Genomic DNA, 19,649 nt, shown 5'->3' on the forward strand with positions numbered 1-19,649 from the left:
CGGGTCATGAAGTCAAGGTAGTAGGGATACAGTCAGGTTATCTTATGAAGTGGGGAGGGCGTATGGTGCAACAAAAAAGGCCTTTCCGGAGAAAGACCTACTGAACACTTATATGCCCGTCTTAGGCGACCAGCAATTTGATTTCCATGATGCCCATCTCTTGGAGTTCCAACGGGACGGCATAAGCGATCTCGTGGAGGGGTTGCGTTAGCGTATCGCCCACTTGAACTGTGGGCGGCGTGATATCAAAGTTCATCCCGCTGTTAGACAGTTGCATACAGGCGTTGCCAGAAATCATGTTCGCCAGCTCTGCAACGGCACTCTGGCTCATCTCATCAAACGAACTCAATTCAAATCCGCCCATCATGGCAGAGGCGATCTTGATTGCCATCTCCGGCGAGAGGCCAAAAGCCACTTGGCCTTCCATGTGTCCCTTCAAATCAATGCGAATCCAAACATGATGCGACTGAAGGTCGGGGGCCGCCGATGTCACCGTTCCCGGGTTCATTGCTGCGGGTGTCATCATCTGAAGAACCTGTTGTGCAGACTCAAGAAACGGAACTATGATCTGTGCGTGCATGGTTACCACATCCCCTTTAGCTCATGCATACGGAACAGTAATATTTAAGAAGGACACTTATTTTATCATTATAAGCTAGACGAGCACTTTCGACAAGACTTGACGAGTAAAAAAAGACCATCTGACAATTCTGTCAGATGGTCTTTTCGTGATTAGCGCTTGAGCCAGGAAGAGAACGCGTGGCGGTTGACCGCACGGTTCATCGCAGCGATCGAAGTCGTGAGCGGAATGCCTTTCGGGCAGACCTGCACACAGTTTTGCGAGTTGCCGCACTCATGGATGCCGCCCTCGCCCATCAGGGCATCGAGACGGTCTTCCTTGTGCATCTCACCCGTCGGGTGCGTGTTGAACAGACGCACTTGCGAGATCGCAAACGGACCGATGAACTTGGTGCGTTCGTTGACGTTCGGGCATGCTTCTACACACGCGCCGCAGGTAAAGCACTTGGAGAGCTCGTACGCCCACTGACGGTCGCGCTCTGCCATGCGCGGGCCTGCGCCGAGGTCGTAGGTCCCGTCGATCGGCACCCATGCCTTCACGCGTTGCAGAGCCTTGAACATGCGGCTACGGTCGATGACGAGGTCACGAACAACCGGGAAGGTGCGCGCCGGCTTCAGGCGAATCGGCTGTTCCAACTGGTCGACGAGGGCGGAGCACGCTTGGCGCGGCTTGCCGTTGATGACCATCATACACGCCCCGCAGATCTCCTCGAGACAGTTCGATTCCCAAGCGACCGGAGCGACGTTTTTGCCGCTCACTTCCTGCGGGTTGCGCTGGATTTCCATCAGACACGCGATGACGTTCATGTTCGGACGGTACTGGATGCGGAATTCCTCCGTATACGGTTGGCCGTCTTGACGGTCTTGGCGCTCAATGATCAGATGAATTTCTTTTTTGCTCATGTCAGTCTCCTCCTTTCGAACGAGTTTCTTATGCGTTTTTGTCTTTGGCGTAGTTGCGCAGACGCGGTTTGATCAGGGAGACGTCAACATCTTCATAGGAGATGACCGGGCCATCCGGGGACCAAGCGGCAATCGAGGTTTTCAAGAACTGCTCGTCATCGCGTTCCGGGAAGTCCGGCTTGTAATGAGCCCCACGAGATTCGTTGCGCAGCAGCGCGGAGACGGTCATCGCACGGGACAGTTCCAACATGTTCCACAGTTGGCGGGTGAACGGTGCCATCATGTTCTCCCACTTGGACTTGTCAGCCATACCGATGTTTTTGAAGCGCTCCATCAGTTCGACGATCTTCTCGTCGGTCTTTTGGAGACGGTCGTTGTAACGAACGACCGTCATGTTGTCGGTCATCACTTGGCCGAGTTCGCGATGCAGTTGGTACGGGTTCTCCGTGCCTTCCATCTTGAGGATCGACTCGTACTTCTGCTCTTGCTTGGTGCGCTCGGTTTCGAACACCGACTTGTCGAGATCGGCCGCAGACTTTTTGAGTCCTTTGGCGTAGCGAACAGCAGACGGACCGGTGACCATACCGCCAAAGATCGCGGAGAGCAACGAGTTCGCGCCCAGTCGGTTTGCACCGTGGTATTGGTACTCACACTCACCGGCTGCGAACAGACCTGGGATGTTGGTCATCTGATTGAAGCGACCTGCTTTCGGGTCATCGACAAAGTCAACCCACATGCCGCCCATCGAGTAGTGAACCGCCGGGAAGATCTTCATCGGAACTTTGCGCGGATCGTCGCCAGCAAACTTCTCGTAGATCTCCATGATGCCGCCGAGTTTCACGTCGAGAACTTCCTTCGGAATGTGCGAGACGTCGAGGTAGACTTGGTTCTCGCCGTTGACGCCGAGGCCGAGGTCTACGCAGACGTGGAAGATCTCGCGGGTCGCGATGTCACGCGGGACGAGGTTGCCGTATGCCGGGTATTTTTCTTCGAGGAAGTACCACGGCTTGCCGTCCTTGTACGTCCACACGCGGCCACCCTCACCACGAGCCGACTCGGACATCAGGCGCAGTTTGTCATCGCCTGGGATCGCGGTCGGATGGATCTGGATGAACTCACCGTTTGCGTATTTGACACCTTGTTGGTACACAGCGGACGCTGCAGTACCGGTGTTGATGATCGAGTTGGTCGAACGGCCGAATACGAGGCCTGGGCCGCCGGTCGCGAGGATGACGGCGTCGCCGGAGAAGGCTTGAATCTCCATCGAGCGCAGGTCCTGTGCGGTGATGCCACGGCACACGCCTTCGTCATCGAGGATCGCGGTGAGGAACTCCCAGCCTTCGTACTTCTGTACGAGACCTTGGGATTCGAAGCGGCGCACTTGCTCATCGAGCGCGTACAGCAGCTGTTGGCCGGTGGTTGCGCCCGCGAACGCGGTGCGGTGATGCTGTGTGCCACCGAAACGGCGGAAGTCGAGCAGACCTTCCGGGGTGCGGTTGAACATGACGCCCATGCGGTCCATCAAGTGGATGATGCCTGGTGCGGCATCACACATCGCCTTGACCGGCGGTTGGTTCGCGAGGAAGTCGCCACCGTAGACGGAATCGTCAAAGTGTTCCCACGGAGAGTCACCCTCACCCTTGGTATTGACAGCGCCATTGATGCCCCCCTGTGCGCAGACAGAGTGGGAACGTTTAACGGGTACTAACGAGAACAAGTCAACCGGGATGCCTGCTTCACAGCTCTTGATGGTCGCCATCAAACCTGCGAGGCCGCCCCCGACGACGATGATGCGTTGGTTGCTCATTGCATTTCCTCCCTTAGTGCGGTTGGCGTTCGACTAGCCGTGGAATGCCATCAGCGCAGCGACGCCCATGCCAGACAGCACGACGAACAGGCCCATCAGAGCATATGCGGACACGCGTTGTGCACGCGGGCCGACGGTGACACCCCAGTGGATGAAGAAGCCCCAGAGACCGTTCGCCAGATGGAACACAGCCATGACGGTACCGATGATCATGAACCAGTATTGCAGCGGGCTGGAGACGATCGAAGCGACCATGTCGAACGACGGATTGTCTCCGCTGAAACGAGTGGTCCAGAGGTGGTAGATGATGAAGATGAAAGTGATGACACCGGAAGTGCGTTGCAGGGTGAACATCAGGTTGCGACCCCACGAGTACTTCGATGCGTTGTAACCAGAGGTGTACGCGACGTACATGCCATACACACCGTGGTACAGCAACGGCAAGAAGATGAAAACGAATTCAACAATCGGCAGGAACGGAATGCTTTCCAAGATCCCAACCTTGTCGTTGAATGCTTCCGCACCCTTGGTTGCGAACGAGTTCGTGAACAAGTGAATGAACAAGAACAAAGTGATGGGTACTACGCCGAGCAAACTGTGCAAACGACGGAACAGAAAGTCTCGGTTTACTTGTTGGTTTGCCACATAAGATCCTCCTTCCAAAAATAGCCGTGTTCACACGGCCGTGCTACTGCGGTACGTGCAATCTATCACATACCCGATCCTACGCACGCTTTATAAATTGTACTGTTTTGGCAGAAGCAATGTCAAGAAACTGTCAATCTTGACAGAGTTCGACGTCGTTTGTCGAATCTCAACTGCGCAAACAATCTTTCAACCGATTCATCGAATTCCCAATATCCACTAGTATGGACAGAAAAGAAAAGGTCATGCCTCTGTAGCATGACCTCCGCACACGAGCGTGTCGGGCGCGCTACAAAACATGCCGAACGGAGTCTGTCTCTTCGACAAGCGAAGAAACAGGTTGCCTCCATTCTACACCCGGTTCAATTTCCCCTTCAACTGGCAGGAGCACCGCTGTGGTCGCTTCTGCCCCTGTTTTGTAGAGCCATTGTAGACTTACCCGTACTTCCTGCTCTCCTACGCCCCCAACCAACCAACTTTGCCTGACTGCACCATCTGCCAGTTGCACGGCCTCACGCGAGGCGACAAACGCACGCTGTGTCAACATCGCGGACAGCCACTCGACTTCGATCTGTTGAGCCGCCTCGGGGCGACAACAATACGAGACGTACCAAGCGCCCGGCTGCGTGTTCGGCTCATATACACCCTCGTTGACGATGCGCTTCCACACAGGGCGGCGGATCGCACTTTCGCCAGTCAGCAGCGCCGTGAGGTCCTCGATCACCGCGCTCGCTGTCGGGAACTCGCCCGCCCCACGCCCGGAGAACGTCAATTCGCCGACGACGTCCGCTTGGATCGTCACCGCGTTGAACACATCGTTGATGTTTGCCAACGGATGTGATTTGGGCAACAGACGAGGGCGCACGGAGAGTTGCAGACCCCCCTGTGACTCGCGGGCGCTGCCGATCAACTTGATCGCATAGCCGTGCCGATCGGCCAGTTCGAGATCGGCCGCTTGCAAGGCGGTGATGCCTTCGCGCTCGATCTGCCTCAGATCGATTTTGGCATCGTAGGCGAGGTTGGTTAAGATCGCGAGCTTGTAGGCGGCATCATAGCCCTCCACGTCGCTCGTCGGGTCCGCTTCGGCATACCCAAGCGCTTTGGCGTCCTCGAGGATCTCCGCATACTCGCGCCCTGTGCGCGCCATCTCGGTCAAAATGTAGTTGCACGTTCCGTTGAGGATGCCAGAGATTCCCTTCACGCGGTTGGCGGTCAGATAGCCTTGCAACATGCGGATGACCGGGATGCCCCCCGCTACGCTCGCTTCAAATAATAGATGAGCGCCGTGTTCCTCCGCGATGGCGAGCAACTCAGCGCCGTGCTTCGCCATCAGTTCCTTATTCGCCGTGATCACGTGGCGACCGGAGCGCAACGCCTGTGAGATCACCGTGTTCGCTGGCTCCAAGCCCCCCATCACCTCGATCAGCACGTCGAGTTCCCCGTTTAGCACATCCTCTGGGTTTTGCGTCAAGAGCGCGAGGTCGATGTCGAGCAAGCGCTCCTTCTCCAAGTCGCGCACGAGGATCGCCGTGACCTCCACTTCGTAGCCCGTGCGTTTTCGAATGGTCTCCCGGTTGTTCTGAATCGTCTTGTAGACCCCACCTCCGACCGTTCCCAAGCCCAAGATCGCCACGCGGACGCTGCCTTTTTTCTCAATTGTCATCTCTCGATCCCTCCACTTGTTGTAAAAAACGCTTGACAATCTGCGACGTCTGCTGGCATTCGATCAGGAACGCATCGTGTCCGTGCACAGAGCGAATCTCCGCGTACTCGCAGTCCACACCAGCCGTTCGTAGCGCCTCGTAGCAGGCGCGCTGTTCGACTGCTGGGTACAAACGGTCACTGTCGATGCCAACCCAGAGCAACTTGGCTGTGATCCGCTGCAGAGCCGCTTGCAATCCACCTCGTCCGCGCCCGATGTCATGGTGATCCATCGCCTTCAGCAAGCACAGGTAACTGCCCGCGTCGAAGCGGTTGACCAACTTCTGCCCGTGGTGGTCGAGGTAGCTCTCGATCTGGTAACACTCGTCCCGAGCGGTCTCACGGCCGAAACGGTCCGCAAACAATTCATAGGAACGGTAGGTGATCATGCCGATCTTGCGCGCCAGAGCCAATCCTTGCACCGGACCCGTGCCTCCGTAGTAATCGCCGCCAGACCAAGCGGGATCGTTGGTGACCGCTGTGCGCATCGTGTCGTTATAGGCGATCGCCAGCGCGGAAAGCTGCTGGGCAGACGCGATCGGAATGCAGTGCCGGACGAATGACGAATAGCTGACCGCCCACTCGATCGCCTGCAAGCCCCCCATCGAGCCACCGATGACGAGGTGCAGCGACCGCACGCCAAGAGCTTGGAGCAAGAGATGTTGCACGTGCACCATGTCGCGAATCGAGATCGTCGGGAACGCACTTCCATAGGGCTTTCCACTCGCTGGGTTCACCGACTGCGGCCCGGTCGAGCCGTTGCAACCGCCGAGCACGTTCGCACAGACCAGAAAGTAACGCGCAGTGTCCAACACTTGCTCGGGCCCCAACACGCCGTCCCACCAATTCGCGGCCTGCGCGTCCCCCGTCAACGCATGGCAGACCAGCACGGCATTGCTCCCGCTGGCATCCAATTCCCCATACGTCTCATAAGCGACGTCCACCTCATACAACACGGCCCCGCTCTCCAAGCGCAACTCCGGAATCTGCAACACGCGCGTGCGACACTGTTCGATCACCGTCATTCACCATCCACCCTTTCCTTTGTTTGCATGAAAAAAGACCCCCACTTGTCGCAACAAGAGGGGGTCCTGTATGTGTACAGTCCACCTCTTATCTGCCAGACAAGTCAAAAAAGTACCTGTCTGCTGGATTTAGCACCTCTTCGTCTGTGGGTACAGACGAGGTTGCCGGGCTTCTTCGGGCCAGTCCCTCCGCCGCTCTCGATAAGAGTTTTTCAATTATAGAATTATAGTAAGATTTCAAGACTCCACAGCTCTAACAGGGTACGCTTGAGCGTCTCAAAATTATGCGCGCGTTTTCTAGAGCACCCTTGCGTCGAGACCAAGTTCGGTATGCAACGCTTGGAGCGACGTATGCGCACAACTCCGATCGACCAGACAGGAGATGCCTCGTTGAGTCGTGAAGGTGTCATGAACGACGATGCCTGCTCGGTTGAAACAGTCAGACAAGTGCGCTTGCACGCTCGCGATGTGCGTGGAGTCGGTGACGACCACCGACACTTTTGCCACGTCCGGTTCCTGCAGATCGAGGTCGAGGGCAAGGCCGTAGACGCGGACATCCGCGTTGCAGGGCACTTCGCGCTGCAACAGCGTACCTGGGTCTTCATAATCAAAACTCGACCGCACGCGCACCGGCACCCCATGTCGGCGCGCCGATTCCACAGCCCGCGGGTGCAAAACGTTCGCGCCCAGCCGCGCCAATTCCCACATCTCGTCATAGGGAATCTCATGGATGCGCTTGGCAGCGGGCACGAGCCGCGGGTCGGTCGTATACACTCCGTCGACATCGGTGTAGATCTCGCAGAGATCGGCTCCAAGCGCGCCTGCCAGCGCCACCGCTGTCGTGTCCGAACCCCCGCGTCCCAGCGTCGCGATCTCCCCCTCGTCCGTCAGCCCTTGGAATCCGGCGATGACCACGATCTTGCCTGTCGCAAGCTCTGCATGGACCCGCGTCGGGTCGATGCTCTGGATACGCGCTTGCCCATGCTCAGATTCGGCGCGGATGCCCGCTTGACCGCCAGTGAGCGAAACGCTCTCGAGGCCCAGCTGTTGAACAGCGATCGCCATCAGCGCGCAGGTGACTTGCTCCCCAGTCGAGAGCAACATGTCAATTTCTCGCGCAGACGGATTCGCCGACAAGTGCCCCGCCAATTGCAAAAGTTCATCGGTGGCGTGCCCCATCGCAGAGACGACAGCGACCACTTGGTGTCCGGCCTGACACGTCTCCACGAGGCGGCGCGCCGCTTTTTGGATGCGATCTGGATTGGCGACAGACGTGCCGCCAAATTTTTGTACGAGCAATGACATGTGATCCCCTCCTGAATTCGTAAAAAACCCCCACTTTTTATCAAAGAGGGGGTCCTATCAGCAAGGGTTCCGCCTCTTATCTCCCAAACGTGTCTACAACAAACACGCTTGCTGGATTTAGCACCTCTTCGCTTGTGTGGGTAACAAACGAGGTTGCCGGGCTTCATCGGGCCAGTCCCTCCGCCGCTCTGGATAAGAGTGTGTATTTAATTTCCTATTTTGTACCACGAATGCAGGGTTCGTGTCAAGCGTGTCACTCCTTCAATCCGGAAACAACCGCTTCTGCAGCGCTGTCCAAACCATACGCAGTGTGCAGGGATTTTACAGCCTCATGCGCGAGATCGCGATCGACGACGGTGGACACTTTAATCTCCGAAGTGGAGACCATCTTGATCGAGATGCCTGCGTCCGCCAGCGTGGCAAACATCTGCGCTGCAACGCCTGGATTGGAGATCATGCCCGCGCCCACGATCGAGACTTTCGCGAGGTTCTGCTCCACGGACAGTTGCACCTCCGGGAACTCCGTCTGCAACGTGGCGACGGTGACTTCGAGGTCATCTCCAGTGATCGTGAAGGAGATGTCCGATTGCTCGTCATGGACGACAGATGTGACGATGATGTCGACATTGACCGCGCGTTCAGCGAGCGATTGGAAGATGCGTTTCAGGTTGCCGGTGCGGCTGCGCACCCCGACCAAGCCGATTTTCACCACGTTCATGTCATGGGCGATGCCCCGTACAATTTTCCCTTGTTCCATTGTTGCGACCTCCTCTACTCGCGTACCTGGATTGTGATTGAAACTCGATCGCACCATCAGCGCGACGTTGTACTGTTTGGCGTACTCGACTGCACGCGGATGCAGGACACCTGCGCCCAAGTTCGCCAGTTCCAGCATCTCGTCGTAGGAGATCGCAGAGATTTTGCTCGCGGCCTTCACCACGCGCGGATCGGTGGTGTACACACCGTCGACGTCGGTGTAGATTTCACAGAGATCTGCCTCAAGCGCCGCAGCGAGCGCGACCGCTGTCGTATCCGACCCCCCGCGTCCCAGCGTGGTGATCGATCCGTCCTCGGACATACCTTGGAAACCTGCGACGATCACGACTTTGCCGTTTTGAATCGCTTCGTGGACATTCGCCGGGTCGATGTTCTGGATGCGAGCGCGACCATGCACCGCCTCGGTGCGAATGCCCGCCAGACCGCCGGTGAAGGAGATGCTATCCTGTCCAAGCGACTGCACCGCCATCGCGAGCAGCGCGATCGAAACTTGTTCACCGGTGGACAGCAACATGTCCATCTCTCGTGCAGACGCGTTGCTCGTCAGCTGACGCGCCAAGTCGATCAGGTGGTCGGTGGTATCGCCCATCGCCGACACGACGACGACGACTCCATGACCTGCTGCGGCCGTTTCCACGACGCGGCGCGCAACGCGTTGAATCCGTTCTGGGTTCGCCACAGAAGAACCGCCAAATTTTTGAACGATCAATGCCATCGTACTCCACTCCTTGTCTCTAGTCCCTGCTGACTGTCACAATCGAGATGAGCGGGTGGGCCACCTATACAAAAACAGCCGTAAGAAAGGACACATCCTTCCTACGGCTGATCACAGACGTACGGCGTCCCTCGTCTCCCCAAGTTGTGAGATAGTCCTCCACGTGACGACGGGTTGAGGTCCGTCACGTGACAGTCCTGCACTTGTTCAATGCAGACCCAGCCTGAGGTAATCCGGTACCACCTCGGCTTCGGCGAATGTCCCTTTCCCTGCGATTCATCGAGATCCCGGTCTCTCCTCGCACGTACTCATGATGTATTCGCGCCTCTACTCACCTCGTTGAGAGATGAGGATCTATGAAACTTCGGCTAGTATATCATGCTTGCGCCAAAAAACTCAAGATCTCACGCGCCAACTTGTCACCGATGCCGGCTTGGCGGTAGTCCTCCACGGAGGCGGCCTTCATCGCCTGCACGGAGCCGAAGTGCTTGAGCAAGGCCTTGCGACGCTTCTCGCCCACGCCCGGAATGTCGTCGAGCACAGAGCGGAACGCGTTTTTCCCCTTGGTTTCGCGGTGGAACGTGATCGCAAAGCGATGCACTTCATCCTGAATCCGCGTCATCAAATAAAAGCCCTGTGAGGTGCGATCGATCGGGATCGGCGTTGGGTCTTCGCCTAAAAATAGCTGCGAGGTGCGGTGTTTGTCGTCCTTCGCCAGCCCGCAGACCGGGATGTCGAGCCCAAGTTCGTTCTCCAACACGTCGAGCGCCGCGTTGATGTGCCCGCGCCCACCGTCGACGAGCACCAGATCCGGCAGGGGCTGCTGCTCTTTTAACAAACGGGTGTAGCGTCGACGGATGACTTCGCGCATCGAGGCGTAGTCGTCCGGTCCGACGACCGTCTTGATCTTGAACTTGCGGTAGTCCTTGCGAAACGGTTGTCCATCGACAAACACCACCATCGCCGCCACAGCATCCGTTCCTTGGATGTTCGAGTTATCGAACGCTTCGATGCGGCGGGGAGCGGGAATCATCATCACTTCGCCAAGTTGTTCAATCGCACGGATCGTGCGGTTTTGGTCGCGCTCTTGCAGCTTGAAGCGTTCATGGAGCGCGATCTTGGCGTTTTCACAAGCCAGTTCGACCAGTTGTTTTTTGTCGCCGCGTTGAGGGGTTTTGACGTGCACGCCTTTTAACCACTCTTCCAGCACTTGTGCTTCCTCGCCTTCATACGGGAGCATGATCTCCTTGGGCAAGTCGGCGTTGTCGACGTAAAATTGCGTGATGTAGGACAGGAAGTCCTCGCGTTCTTCACCGTGGTACGGGAAGATCTGGACATCGCGTTCGATCAATTTGCCTTGGCGCATGTAAAACACTTGCACGCACATATGCTCTTTGTCGGCGTAATAGCCGAAAATGTCACGGTCGACCGTGTCGGCCATCGTGACTTTTTGTTTCTCCATGACGCGCTCGATCGCCTCGATCTGGTCGCGCAATTCCTTCGCTCGTTCGAAGTTGAGGTTTTCTGCTTCCTGCATCATCTGCTCGCGGAGCCCATCCGCAATCTCACGGTGCCCACCGTTGAGGAACCGGGTGATCTCCTTGATCATCCCTTGGTAGGTTTCCGTTTCCACCTTGAACTCACAAGGGGCCACACATTGGTTGATGTGGTAGTAGAGACAGACTTTGTCCTTGAGCGTCTTGCACTTGCGCAACGGGTACAGGCGGTCGAGCAATTTCTTGGTCTCATAGGCGGCCTGAGAGTTCGGATAGGGGCCGAAGTACTTGCCTTTGTCCTTGGCAACGCGTCGGACGATTTCCAACTTCGGATGTTCTTCCCCGGTGATCTTGATATAGGGATAGGTCTTGTCGTCGCGCAACATGATGTTGTAGGGCGGTTTGTATTGCTTGATCATGTTGCATTCTAGCACCAACGCCTCAACGACGGTGTTGGTCACGATGTATTCGAAGTCGACGATGTGCGAGACCAGCAGTTGGGTCTTGCCGTCGTGGCTCCCGGTGAAGTACGAGCGCACGCGGTTTTTCAAGACCTTGGCCTTGCCGACGTAAATGATCTCGCCATCTGCATTTTTCATCTGGTACACGCCTGGTTTGTCAGGCAGTAATTTTAGTTTTTCACGGATTCGCTCACGAAAGTCCATGTGGCGGATCACCCGCTTTCTAGTATCGTATCCCCTATCATAGCAAATACGGGGTGATCAACTCCAGTAGCACTTTCTTGCTCTGCACGCCTACGATGCGCTCTACGACCCGTCCCTCTTGGAACAACAACAGAGTTGGAACGCTCAACAAACCGTACTTGTGCACCAGTTGCCCGCAATGGTCGATGTCCACGCGGATGAGGGTGAGGAAGTCGGCTGTTTCTTGCTCGATCTGTGTGAGCACTTCCAATTGGTTGCTGCACGGGGGGCACCACGAGGCGTGAAAATCGGCGAGCACCACGCCGTGTTCAATCAGCGTTGCAAAGTTTTGTTCGGTCGCTTGCTTCATCCACTCAGTCCTCTCGTTCGGTCTGTGCGCATTTCGTCGACTTCGACTCCTAGTCAAAAAAGTCCTGCCGCATGCGTACGGCAGGGCTTTTTTTCTCAATTGGGGGTGTCGTCACTAGGGTGCAGGATTTTCGGTCGCGAGGCTTTCCAACCAGCAGGCGGGCGCAACAAAACATGAAACAGCGCCGCACGGTTTAACGGAATCAACGGCCAAAAATACGGCGTGTCGAGCGCTTTGGTGCGGACCATCAACACCAACCAGAGCAAGACGCTGGCGAGGAAGCCCCAGATCCCGAACAGTCCGGTGAGGGCGAGCATCCCGATGCGCACTATCTGATTGGCGAGTCCCAACTCGTAGCTAGGGGTAGCAAATGTGCTGATCGCCGCAATCGAGGTGACCAGCACCGCTTCGTTGGTGAAAAAGCCGACGTCGATCGCCACTTGCCCGATCATCAGCGCGGCGACGAGACCCAGGGCGGCCCCCAGCGGATTCGGCGTGTGCACAGCAGCCATGCGCAGGAGCGACAACCCAAATTCGGCGGCGAGCAATTGCCAGAACACTGAGATCGTGAGAACTTTGTCTGGGAGCAAAAAGTGCCACGCACCGGGCACGATGCTCGGGCTTGAAACGAGTCCCAGCCACAATGGGGACAGAAAAATCGACATCAAGATCGCGACAAACCGCAACCAGCGAACAAAAACCCCGATGATCGGTTTCTGACGGAATTCCTCGGCGTGCTGGAGATGGTGAAAAAATGTCGTCGGCGTAATCATGACGCTCGGCGAAGTGTCCACATAGATCAACACATGGCCTTCTAGCAAGTGTACGGCCGCAACATCGGGTCGTTCGGTGTAGCGAACGAGCGGGTACGGATTCCAATTGCGGCCAAACACCAGCTCCTCTACCGTTTTTTCCGCCATTGGGAGGCCGTCGATCTCGATCTCGCTGATTTTGTTTTTGATCAATTCGACGAGGTCAGGGTTGGCAATGTCTTCGATGTAGGAGACGCAGATGTCCGTTTTGGAGCGAGCGCCGGCGCGGACATACTCCATGCGCAGCCCATCATCACGGATGCGGCGGCGGGTGAGCGCGATGTTGAAGCACATCGTCTCCGTGAATCCGTCGCGGGCGCCACGGACGACGCGTTCAAGATCTGGTTCTTCCGGCCCGCGCGCCGGATAGGTGCGGGCGTCGATGAGGATGCCGTTGTCTTGCCCATCGATGAGAAAGACCAGTTGACCGGAGAGGACATTGGTTTTGAGATCTTCGAGGTTGTCGACCGTTTCGACTTCGAGGTAGCCGATTTGGGTTTGGACCAGTTGTTTGATCTGTTGGGTGCTGAGGTCTTGTGGTTGGAGGTTGGCAAGGTGTTCCATGATGCGGTTCATGATGTCATCTTTGGCAAATCCGTCGATGAAATAGAGCGCGAAATCACGTCCAGCGTAGTGGAGTTCGCGGCAGATCATGTCGAAGCTCTTGCCGACGCCAAGTTCGCGGTTGAGGGTGTCCATGTTGTCGCGCAGGGTGGTGGAGATCTTGCGCGGTTGGGTGGCTGGCATGTGATCATCCCTTCTCTGTGCAGGCATTGTTTCTCAGTATGAGTTGAGGGGAGGGGGTTCATACTTCCTTAAGAAGGGGAGGTGGATGGAATGGCAGATACGCCGAAGCGCAAGGAGTTCGTGGATCGAGAGTTGGAGTATGTGCAGTCCATGCAAAACACGCTGGTGCCGGAAGAGTTTCCGGATGGACCATACGGAGCGACTGTATTCTTGGATCAAAAACTCGGGAAGTCCACCCCGTGGCAACCGGGGCAGCAGACCAACCACCGTTTCTTCGATGAGAATCCGGAATTCACCGATTCCCTCGCCCATCCCCCCAGCGCCGAACTGCCCGATCTGTAAAAAAACACCCTGTTGCACGCGAGTCGTGTGCACAGGGTGTTTTTTTGCGCAGATCATGCGGGAACGATGATGAGCACGAGAGCATCGACACTGGTTTCTAAGACATCAAAGCGTTGGCCGATTCTCTGCTCAAAGTCCTCGAAACGCTGGTCGACCCTTTGTTCGAATTCCTCGAAACGTTGGTCGACCCGTTGTTCGAATTCCTCGAAGCGCTGGTCAACCATTTCAAAGCGCTGGTCCATTTTTTGTTCCAAGTCCTCGAATCGTTGGTCGACGCGGTCGAATTGGAGCTGGGTCTGTTGGTGGTTGGCGACGACCGTTTGATGGAGGTTTTGGAGCATGGATTGCAGTTGGAAGAACTGAAATTGGTTCATCGGAGCATCGGGATTGTACGCGTGTTGCATGAGTGGTGGGCACCTGCCTTCGCGATAAAGTGGTGACTCCCAAGAGAAGCCGTGGTGCGCCAATTAAAGGGCTCGCGTGTCGGAGCAAACGTGTTATCTCTACTCTAGCACCCGATTTCGATTGTAAACAATAGCTTTAACAAAATTATCTTCCCGCAAGCAAAAAAGACCCGCCCCTTTACAGGAGCGAGCCTTTTCACCTACATTCGTTGCTGCTTATTTCCCCAATTTCGCTTTCAGCGCTGCGAGTTCATCATCGACGTCAACGGAGTTTTTCTTGAGTTCTTTGAACTCCTCGTCGAGCGAACGGCTGGAGCCGAACAATTGCTTGGACGCCTCTGCTTCCGCCTCTGCTTGCAACACTTTCTCCTCCATGCGGGAGAAGCCTTTGGCTGCGTTGTCGGTACCGAATCCAGACATGACTTCGTTGATTTGCTTTTGTGCCTTCGCCGCTTCGTGGCGAGCTTTGAGCGTGTCTTTTTTGTTTTTCATCTCCATGAACTGGTCCTTCATCTCAGACAGACGGGAACGCAGATCATCCGCAGTTGCTTTGGCGTTGGTGTATTGTTGCTTGTAGTCGGATGCTTTCTCAGCTACCGCCTTTTTGTCCACCAGTGCGCGGCGCGCGAGGTCTTCGTTGCCTTGCTCCAGCGCCATCAGCGCTTGTTGCTCACGCTTCTCGACCAGTTCTTGCGCTTCTTCGTGCTGTTGCTTCAGTTTCATCTCGACCGCGATCTGTTTGGCGACCGCGACTTCTGCGTCTTGGATGTCTTCTTCCATATCGCGCAAGTATTGTTCCAGCATTTTCACCGGATCTTCTGCTTTGTCCAGCAGTGCATTGATGTTCGACATCGTCAGGTCACGCAATCGCTTGAAAAGTGCCATTTTATAAACAACCTCCTAAAGTGTACATGTCATTTGGTTATGCTAGGTAATACGACGGAACCCCCATTAGGTTTCAGGATTCCGAAAAACTTTTTTCTTACCCACCCGCCTCAGAGAAAAAAAGCATCTCTCCGCACGTGCGGAGAGATGCTTTTTCGCGACGATCTAGTCTTCCATCGTCGACAGATCGCCCGTCGGCAGGTTCAGCTCCCAGGCTTTGAGCACGCGGCGCATGATCTTGCCAGAGCGAGTCTTGGGCAGTTTGTCGCGGAACTCGATCTCGCGAGGGGCTGCGTGTGCAGCGAGGCCCGTTTTCACGAACTCGCGAATTTCAGCGATCAGTTCGTCGGATGGCTCGTAGCCTTCGCGCAAGGAGATGAACGCCTTGATCACTTCCCCGCGCAGTGCGTCTGGTTTGCCGATAACACCAGCTTCAGCGACCGCCGGATGCTCGACCAGCTTCGACTCGACTTCGAACGGCCCCACTCGCTCACCCGACGTATTGATCACATCGTCGATGCGACCTTGGAACCAGAAGTAGCCGTCCTCATCCATATACGCCGAGTCACCCGATATGTACCACGGTTTCAAGCCAAAGTACTCCTCGTACTTCGCTGGGTTGTTCCAGATGCGGCGCATCATCGACGGCCACGGTGCGCGGATCGCGAGGTTGCCCATCGTATTCGGCGGCAGTTCGTTGCCTTCGTGGTCGACGATCGCAGCATGGATGCCTGGGAACGGCTTGCCCATCGAACCTGGCTTGATCGGCATCGAAGGATAGTTGGAGATCATCTGCCCACCCGTCTCGGTCATCCACCAGTTGTCATGGATGCGCTTGCCGTACACTTTCATGCCCCAACGCACGACTTCGGCGTTCAGCGGTTCTCCGACGGAGAGGATGTGGCGAACCGAGCTCAGGTCGTACTTGTTCACGAGTTCGTCGCCTGCGCCCATCAACATGCGGAACGCGGTCGGTGCGGAGTACCAGACGGTTACTTTGAAGCGCTCCAGTGTCGCATACCAGTCGTCTGGCGTGAAGCGACCGCCGCGCACGACAGAGGAGACACCCTGCAGCCACGGGCCCCAGATGCCGTATGCGGTGCCCGTCACCCAACCTGGATCTGCTGTGCACCAAAAGACATCATCCGGGCGCAAGTCGAGAATCCACTTGCCGGTTTGGTAATGCTGGATCATCGCATTGTGTACATGCAGCACGCCCTTGGGCTTGCCCGTCGAGCCAGAAGTGTAGTGCAGGACGAGCCCGTCCTCACGGTCGACCCACTCGATGTCAAGATCTGCAGACGCTTCCTGCATCTCCGTCTCATAGGAAATTTCCCTGTCCGCCAGTTCCCCTGTTGCCCCGACGAGGAACACGTGTTGCAACGCCGGAAGTTCAGCGACCGGTACGCGCTCCTTGAGCTTGGGCGTGGTGACGATGGCGATCGCAGCAGCATCCTCGAGGCGGTCGCGCACCGCACCTTCCATAAAGGCTTCGAAAAGCGGTCCGACGATGGCGCCGATCTTGACCGCGCCCAACAGCGCCGCGTACAATTCCGGAGATCTCGGCATGAAGATGAACACGCGGTCCCCTTTTTTCACGCCGTGTTTTTTCAAAACGTTACCGAATTTATTGGACAGAGCTTTGAACTCTGCAAATGTATACTGCTCATCGCGGGTGGCATCGCTGTAGTAGAGCGCCACGTGTTCGCCGCGTCCGTTGTCGACGTGACGGTCAATCGCCTCATAGGCCACGTTGACGTTACCGGTGGTCGCCCACGAAAACTCCTTTTCCACATCGGCCCAGTTGAACGTTTCATAGGCTTGTGCGTAGTCCTTCAGGTTGTGGTCAGCGGTCAATACGTCGACCCGCTCTTTCGACATTTCCGTCATAGACAAGACTTCCCCCTTTTCGACTAACTTGCAGAATATTGTAACATAATGAAAGCGCAAACAACAGGTTTCACTCTTGTTTTCCTGTATAATAAAACCATCGAACGATGGAGGTGACCCCTCAAATGAACCATCCCAAAACCTACGCATCAAAAACCCTCAAGACCCAGGCTGGCGACTTGGTGCTCGAAGGTCCGGTGCCAGCTGAACGACTGGCTGCCCTCTCCTTCCACGAAGGCCTCAAAGCCTTCCGCCCCGCCGGGCGCCAACAAGAAGCGCTGGTCGACATCGCCGCGCTTCCCGAGGGACGAATCGTCCTCGCTCGCTTCGGAGATCAGGTCGTCGGCTATGTGACCTATCTCTACCCCGATCCGATGGAACGCTGGTCAGAAGCTCGACTTGCCAACCTGCTGGAACTCGGCGCGATCGAGGTCGCCGCCCCCTACCGCGCTGGCGGCGTCGCCAAGGGACTGCTCGACGTATCCTTTCAAGACGACAACATGAATGACTACATCGTCATCTCGACCGAATATTACTGGCACTGGGACTTGGACGCCACCGGCATCTCCGTGTGGGACTACAAGGAAGTCATGAAAAAAATCATGGGTTCCGTCGGCATGGAAGCCTTTGCCACCGATGATCCAGAGATCTGCTCACACCCAGCCAACATGCTGATGGCCCGCATCGGCACCCGCGTCGATCAAGCTTCCATCGAACGCTTCCACGAGATTCGCTTCACCGGACGCCATCTGTTCTAACCTGTGAATTGGGAGGACCTGCTCATGTTAGTAGAAACGATCATGACCCGTGACGTGCTGACTGTCGCAACCGGCGCCACTGTGCGAGACGCCTATGAAATCACCAAAAAGCATCGAATTCGCCATCTCCCGGTGGTCACAGCCGGCAAGCTGGTCGGCCTGATCTCGGACCGCGACCTGCGCGACGCTGCCCACTCGCCAGACACGCCTGTCGAACAATGGATGAAGCAGGATGTGATCACCTGCCATCCGCTCGACTTCGTCGAGGACACCGCCTCGACGATTTACAAAAACCGCGTCGGATGCCTGCCCGTCATCTCCAAAGGCCAACTGGTCGGCATCGTCTCTGAACGCGACATCCTGCACAACTTGGTCGAGATGATGGGTGTGCATGCGCCGACATCGCGCGTCGAAGTCGAACTGCCTGACAAGCCCGGCATGCTCGCTGAGATCGCCGACCTGTTGCGCGCTCGCCGCATCAACGCCTCGACCGTCATGGTCTTTCCCAGCACAACCGAGGGCTGCAAGACGATCGTGTTCCGCATCGGCACGATGGACCCGCGTCGCTTCATTCAAGACATCCAGAACGCCGGCTACCGCGTCGTGCAACATCCGTCCGCCCTCGACGAGGGCGAGGTGTAACGGGGATGTCTACTGGAAAAAGCGCCTTTGTCTTCTCCGAAGACTTCACGCGCTACAAATTTACCGAGGAACATCCGTTTAACCCGCAGCGCCTCCTCATGACCGTCGATTTGATCAAGGAGTTAGGACTGCTCGACGCAAGCCACCTCGTGCAGCCTGTCCCCGCGACGGAGGAAGACCTGTTGCGCGTGCATGACGCCCGCTACCTCGAAGCGGTGCGCCGCGCTTCCTTGGAAGGCGCCGATCCTGATCACTTCGCGGCGTGGGGGCTCGGCACGGAGGACACGCCGATTTTCCCTGGCATGCATGACGCGTCTGCGATGATCTGCGGCGGTACGAAGTTGGCGGCAGAGTTGGTGATGTCCGGTCAAGTACAGCACGCGCTGAACTTGGCAGGCGGCCTGCACCACGCCCACCGCTCCAAAGCATCCGGCTTCTGCGTGTACAACGACATCGCCGTGGCGATTGCCCATGTCCGGGAGAAGTACAACGCCCGCGTCGTCTACATCGATACCGATGCCCACCACGGCGATGGTGTACAGTGGTTGTTCTACGAAGATCCAGACGTGTTGACGATCTCGATTCATGAGACGGGCAAGTACCTCTACCCTGGCACCGGCGAACTCACCGAACGCGGCGAAGGGCGCGGATATGGCTACTCGCTAAACGTACCGCTTGAAGCCTTCACCGAGGACGATTCTTGGATGCAGGCGGTGCGAAATGTGCTGGTTCCTGTGCTCACAGCCTTCCAACCGGACCTGATCGTACACCAAAATGGTTGCGATGCGCACCGCTTTGACCCGTTGACCCATCTCGCCGCGACGACGCGCATCTACCGCGACATGCCGAAATTGACACACCAACTGGCGCATGAGCTGTGCGAAGGACGCTGGGTCGGCATCGGCGGCGGCGGATACGACATCTGGCGGGTGGTTCCCCGTGCGTGGACGATGCTCTGGGCGGAGATCGTCGACTCGCCATTGCCTGCTGACGTACCCTCGAACTGGTTGGCACGCTGGCAAGCACAAGCGCCCGTCGACTTGCCGACGACGTTCCTCGATCCGGCTGATCTGTTTACCCCGATCCCGCGCCGCACTGAGATCACAGAGAAAAACGAGATCACCGTCCGCCGCGCATTAAAAGGCACCCCGTTCCTTTTTTGAGCTAGAATGTAGTCAAGTGAAGGAATTATAACAATTCCG

General features: G+C 56.6%; 18 protein-coding genes and 3 riboswitches. Of the genes, 5 read left to right on the top strand and 13 right to left on the bottom strand.

Going from position 1 to position 19,649, the window contains the following annotated elements; genetic code table 11:
- Positions 1-121: 121 nt before the first annotated feature.
- The 11 genes from C7459_RS02865 to C7459_RS02915 all read right to left on the bottom strand — a co-directional run bounded on the left by C7459_RS02865 (position 122) and on the right by C7459_RS02915 (position 13,526).
- The gene (locus C7459_RS02865; protein ID WP_170119226.1) at positions 122-526 is read right to left on the bottom strand and encodes a chemotaxis protein CheX; all 405 of its coding nucleotides are present in this window, start codon (positions 524-526) and stop codon (positions 122-124) included.
- Positions 527-732: 206 nt separating this feature from the next.
- Positions 733-1,482 (bottom strand): succinate dehydrogenase iron-sulfur subunit, encoded by a 750-nt coding sequence (sdhB, locus tag C7459_RS02870; RefSeq protein ID WP_109686134.1) that lies wholly within the window; start codon positions 1,480-1,482, stop codon positions 733-735.
- A 28-nt stretch (positions 1,483-1,510) separates the two neighbouring features.
- Positions 1,511-3,289, bottom strand: coding sequence for a succinate dehydrogenase flavoprotein subunit (gene sdhA / locus C7459_RS02875; RefSeq protein ID WP_109686136.1), 1,779 nt, complete (start codon positions 3,287-3,289; stop codon positions 1,511-1,513).
- A gap of 33 nt (positions 3,290-3,322) precedes the next feature.
- Positions 3,323-3,934, bottom strand: a complete 612-nt coding sequence (locus tag C7459_RS02880) for a succinate dehydrogenase cytochrome b558 subunit (RefSeq protein WP_109686138.1) — start codon at positions 3,932-3,934, stop codon at positions 3,323-3,325.
- Positions 3,935-4,223: 289 nt separating this feature from the next.
- Positions 4,224-5,597: a homoserine dehydrogenase gene (locus C7459_RS02885; RefSeq protein WP_109686140.1), complete on the bottom strand. Its 1,374-nt coding sequence runs from the start codon at positions 5,595-5,597 to the stop codon at positions 4,224-4,226.
- Positions 5,587-6,660 (bottom strand): homoserine O-acetyltransferase MetX, encoded by a 1,074-nt coding sequence (gene metX / locus C7459_RS02890; protein ID WP_109686142.1) that lies wholly within the window; start codon positions 6,658-6,660, stop codon positions 5,587-5,589. The genes C7459_RS02885 and metX overlap by 11 nt, the downstream gene beginning before the upstream one ends.
- An 85-nt stretch (positions 6,661-6,745) precedes the next feature.
- A riboswitch (SAM riboswitch) is annotated at positions 6,746-6,868 on the bottom strand.
- A gap of 89 nt (positions 6,869-6,957) precedes the next feature.
- Positions 6,958-7,965 (bottom strand): aspartate kinase, encoded by a 1,008-nt coding sequence (locus tag C7459_RS02895; RefSeq protein ID WP_109686144.1) that lies wholly within the window; start codon positions 7,963-7,965, stop codon positions 6,958-6,960.
- A 73-nt stretch (positions 7,966-8,038) separates the two neighbouring features.
- A riboswitch (SAM riboswitch) is annotated at positions 8,039-8,164 on the bottom strand.
- A gap of 54 nt (positions 8,165-8,218) precedes the next feature.
- The gene (locus C7459_RS02900) at positions 8,219-9,457 is read right to left on the bottom strand and encodes an aspartate kinase (protein ID WP_109686146.1); all 1,239 of its coding nucleotides are present in this window, start codon (positions 9,455-9,457) and stop codon (positions 8,219-8,221) included.
- Positions 9,458-9,601: 144 nt separating this feature from the next.
- Positions 9,602-9,795: riboswitch (Lysine riboswitch) on the bottom strand.
- Between the two features lie 38 nt (positions 9,796-9,833).
- Positions 9,834-11,618 carry an excinuclease ABC subunit UvrC gene (gene uvrC / locus C7459_RS02905; protein ID WP_109686149.1) on the bottom strand — a complete coding sequence of 595 codons (1,785 nt, stop codon included), beginning with the start codon at positions 11,616-11,618 and terminating at the stop codon, positions 9,834-9,836.
- Positions 11,619-11,655: 37 nt separating this feature from the next.
- Positions 11,656-11,967, bottom strand: coding sequence for a thioredoxin family protein (locus tag C7459_RS02910; RefSeq protein ID WP_109686151.1), 312 nt, complete (start codon positions 11,965-11,967; stop codon positions 11,656-11,658).
- Positions 11,968-12,062: 95 nt separating this feature from the next.
- The gene (locus C7459_RS02915; protein WP_109686153.1) at positions 12,063-13,526 is read right to left on the bottom strand and encodes a spore germination protein; all 1,464 of its coding nucleotides are present in this window, start codon (positions 13,524-13,526) and stop codon (positions 12,063-12,065) included.
- A 90-nt stretch (positions 13,527-13,616) separates the two neighbouring features.
- On the opposite strand from C7459_RS02915, the gene C7459_RS02920 reads away from it, so the two are divergent.
- Positions 13,617-13,868, top strand: coding sequence for a hypothetical protein (locus C7459_RS02920; RefSeq protein WP_109686155.1), 252 nt, complete (start codon positions 13,617-13,619; stop codon positions 13,866-13,868).
- A 113-nt stretch (positions 13,869-13,981) separates the two neighbouring features.
- A complete protein-coding gene (locus C7459_RS23095; protein WP_170119227.1) occupies positions 13,982-14,308 on the top strand; it encodes a hypothetical protein in 327 nt (108 codons plus the stop codon).
- A 180-nt stretch (positions 14,309-14,488) separates the two neighbouring features.
- On the opposite strand, the gene C7459_RS02930 is transcribed toward C7459_RS23095, so the two are convergent.
- Positions 14,489-15,157, bottom strand: coding sequence for a PspA/IM30 family protein (locus C7459_RS02930; protein WP_109686159.1), 669 nt, complete (start codon positions 15,155-15,157; stop codon positions 14,489-14,491).
- Positions 15,158-15,322: 165 nt separating this feature from the next.
- Entirely contained in the window at positions 15,323-17,047 is a 1,725-nt protein-coding gene (gene acsA / locus C7459_RS02935) for an acetate--CoA ligase (RefSeq protein ID WP_425450709.1), read from the bottom strand.
- 125 nt (positions 17,048-17,172) lie between these two features.
- Between acsA and C7459_RS02940 the strand changes: the two genes are divergently transcribed.
- The 3 genes from C7459_RS02940 to C7459_RS02950 are packed head-to-tail and all read left to right on the top strand — an operon-like array spanning position 17,173 to position 19,610.
- Positions 17,173-17,805: an N-acetyltransferase gene (locus C7459_RS02940; RefSeq protein WP_109686162.1), complete on the top strand. Its 633-nt coding sequence runs from the start codon at positions 17,173-17,175 to the stop codon at positions 17,803-17,805.
- Between the two features lie 24 nt (positions 17,806-17,829).
- On the top strand, positions 17,830-18,447 hold the full coding sequence (locus C7459_RS02945) for a CBS and ACT domain-containing protein (RefSeq protein WP_109686164.1): 618 nt from the start codon (positions 17,830-17,832) through the stop codon (positions 18,445-18,447).
- A gap of 5 nt (positions 18,448-18,452) precedes the next feature.
- Entirely contained in the window at positions 18,453-19,610 is a 1,158-nt protein-coding gene (locus C7459_RS02950) for an acetoin utilization protein AcuC (protein WP_109686165.1), read from the top strand.
- Positions 19,611-19,649 lie beyond the last annotated feature (39 nt).

This window comes from Tumebacillus permanentifrigoris (assembly GCF_003148565.1).
Classification (GTDB): domain Bacteria; phylum Bacillota; class Bacilli; order Tumebacillales; family Tumebacillaceae; genus Tumebacillus; species Tumebacillus permanentifrigoris.

Excerpts from the sequence above, each read along its gene's own strand:
- C7459_RS02865 (WP_170119226.1), bottom strand. The coding sequence starts at position 526 with ATGATGACACCCGCAGCAATGAACCCGGGAACGGTGACATCGGCGGCC.
- sdhB (WP_109686134.1), bottom strand. The coding sequence starts at position 1,482 with ATGAGCAAAAAAGAAATTCATCTGATCATTGAGCGCCAAGACCGTCAA.
- sdhA (WP_109686136.1), bottom strand. The coding sequence starts at position 3,289 with ATGAGCAACCAACGCATCATCGTCGTCGGGGGCGGCCTCGCAGGTTTG.
- C7459_RS02885 (WP_109686140.1), bottom strand. The coding sequence starts at position 5,597 with ATGACAATTGAGAAAAAAGGCAGCGTCCGCGTGGCGATCTTGGGCTTG.
- metX (WP_109686142.1), bottom strand. The coding sequence starts at position 6,660 with ATGACGGTGATCGAACAGTGTCGCACGCGCGTGTTGCAGATTCCGGAG.
- C7459_RS02895 (WP_109686144.1), bottom strand. The coding sequence starts at position 7,965 with ATGTCATTGCTCGTACAAAAATTTGGCGGCACGTCTGTCGCCAATCCA.
- C7459_RS02900 (WP_109686146.1), bottom strand. The coding sequence starts at position 9,457 with ATGGCATTGATCGTTCAAAAATTTGGCGGTTCTTCTGTGGCGAACCCA.
- uvrC (WP_109686149.1), bottom strand. The coding sequence starts at position 11,618 with ATGGACTTTCGTGAGCGAATCCGTGAAAAACTAAAATTACTGCCTGAC.
- C7459_RS02910 (WP_109686151.1), bottom strand. The coding sequence starts at position 11,967 with ATGAAGCAAGCGACCGAACAAAACTTTGCAACGCTGATTGAACACGGC.
- C7459_RS02915 (WP_109686153.1), bottom strand. The coding sequence starts at position 13,526 with ATGCCAGCCACCCAACCGCGCAAGATCTCCACCACCCTGCGCGACAAC.
- C7459_RS02920 (WP_109686155.1), top strand. The coding sequence starts at position 13,617 with ATGGCAGATACGCCGAAGCGCAAGGAGTTCGTGGATCGAGAGTTGGAG.
- C7459_RS02930 (WP_109686159.1), bottom strand. The coding sequence starts at position 15,157 with ATGGCACTTTTCAAGCGATTGCGTGACCTGACGATGTCGAACATCAAT.
- acsA (WP_425450709.1), bottom strand. The coding sequence starts at position 17,047 with ATGACGGAAATGTCGAAAGAGCGGGTCGACGTATTGACCGCTGACCAC.
- C7459_RS02940 (WP_109686162.1), top strand. The coding sequence starts at position 17,173 with ATGAACCATCCCAAAACCTACGCATCAAAAACCCTCAAGACCCAGGCT.
- C7459_RS02945 (WP_109686164.1), top strand. The coding sequence starts at position 17,830 with ATGTTAGTAGAAACGATCATGACCCGTGACGTGCTGACTGTCGCAACC.
- C7459_RS02950 (WP_109686165.1), top strand. The coding sequence starts at position 18,453 with ATGTCTACTGGAAAAAGCGCCTTTGTCTTCTCCGAAGACTTCACGCGC.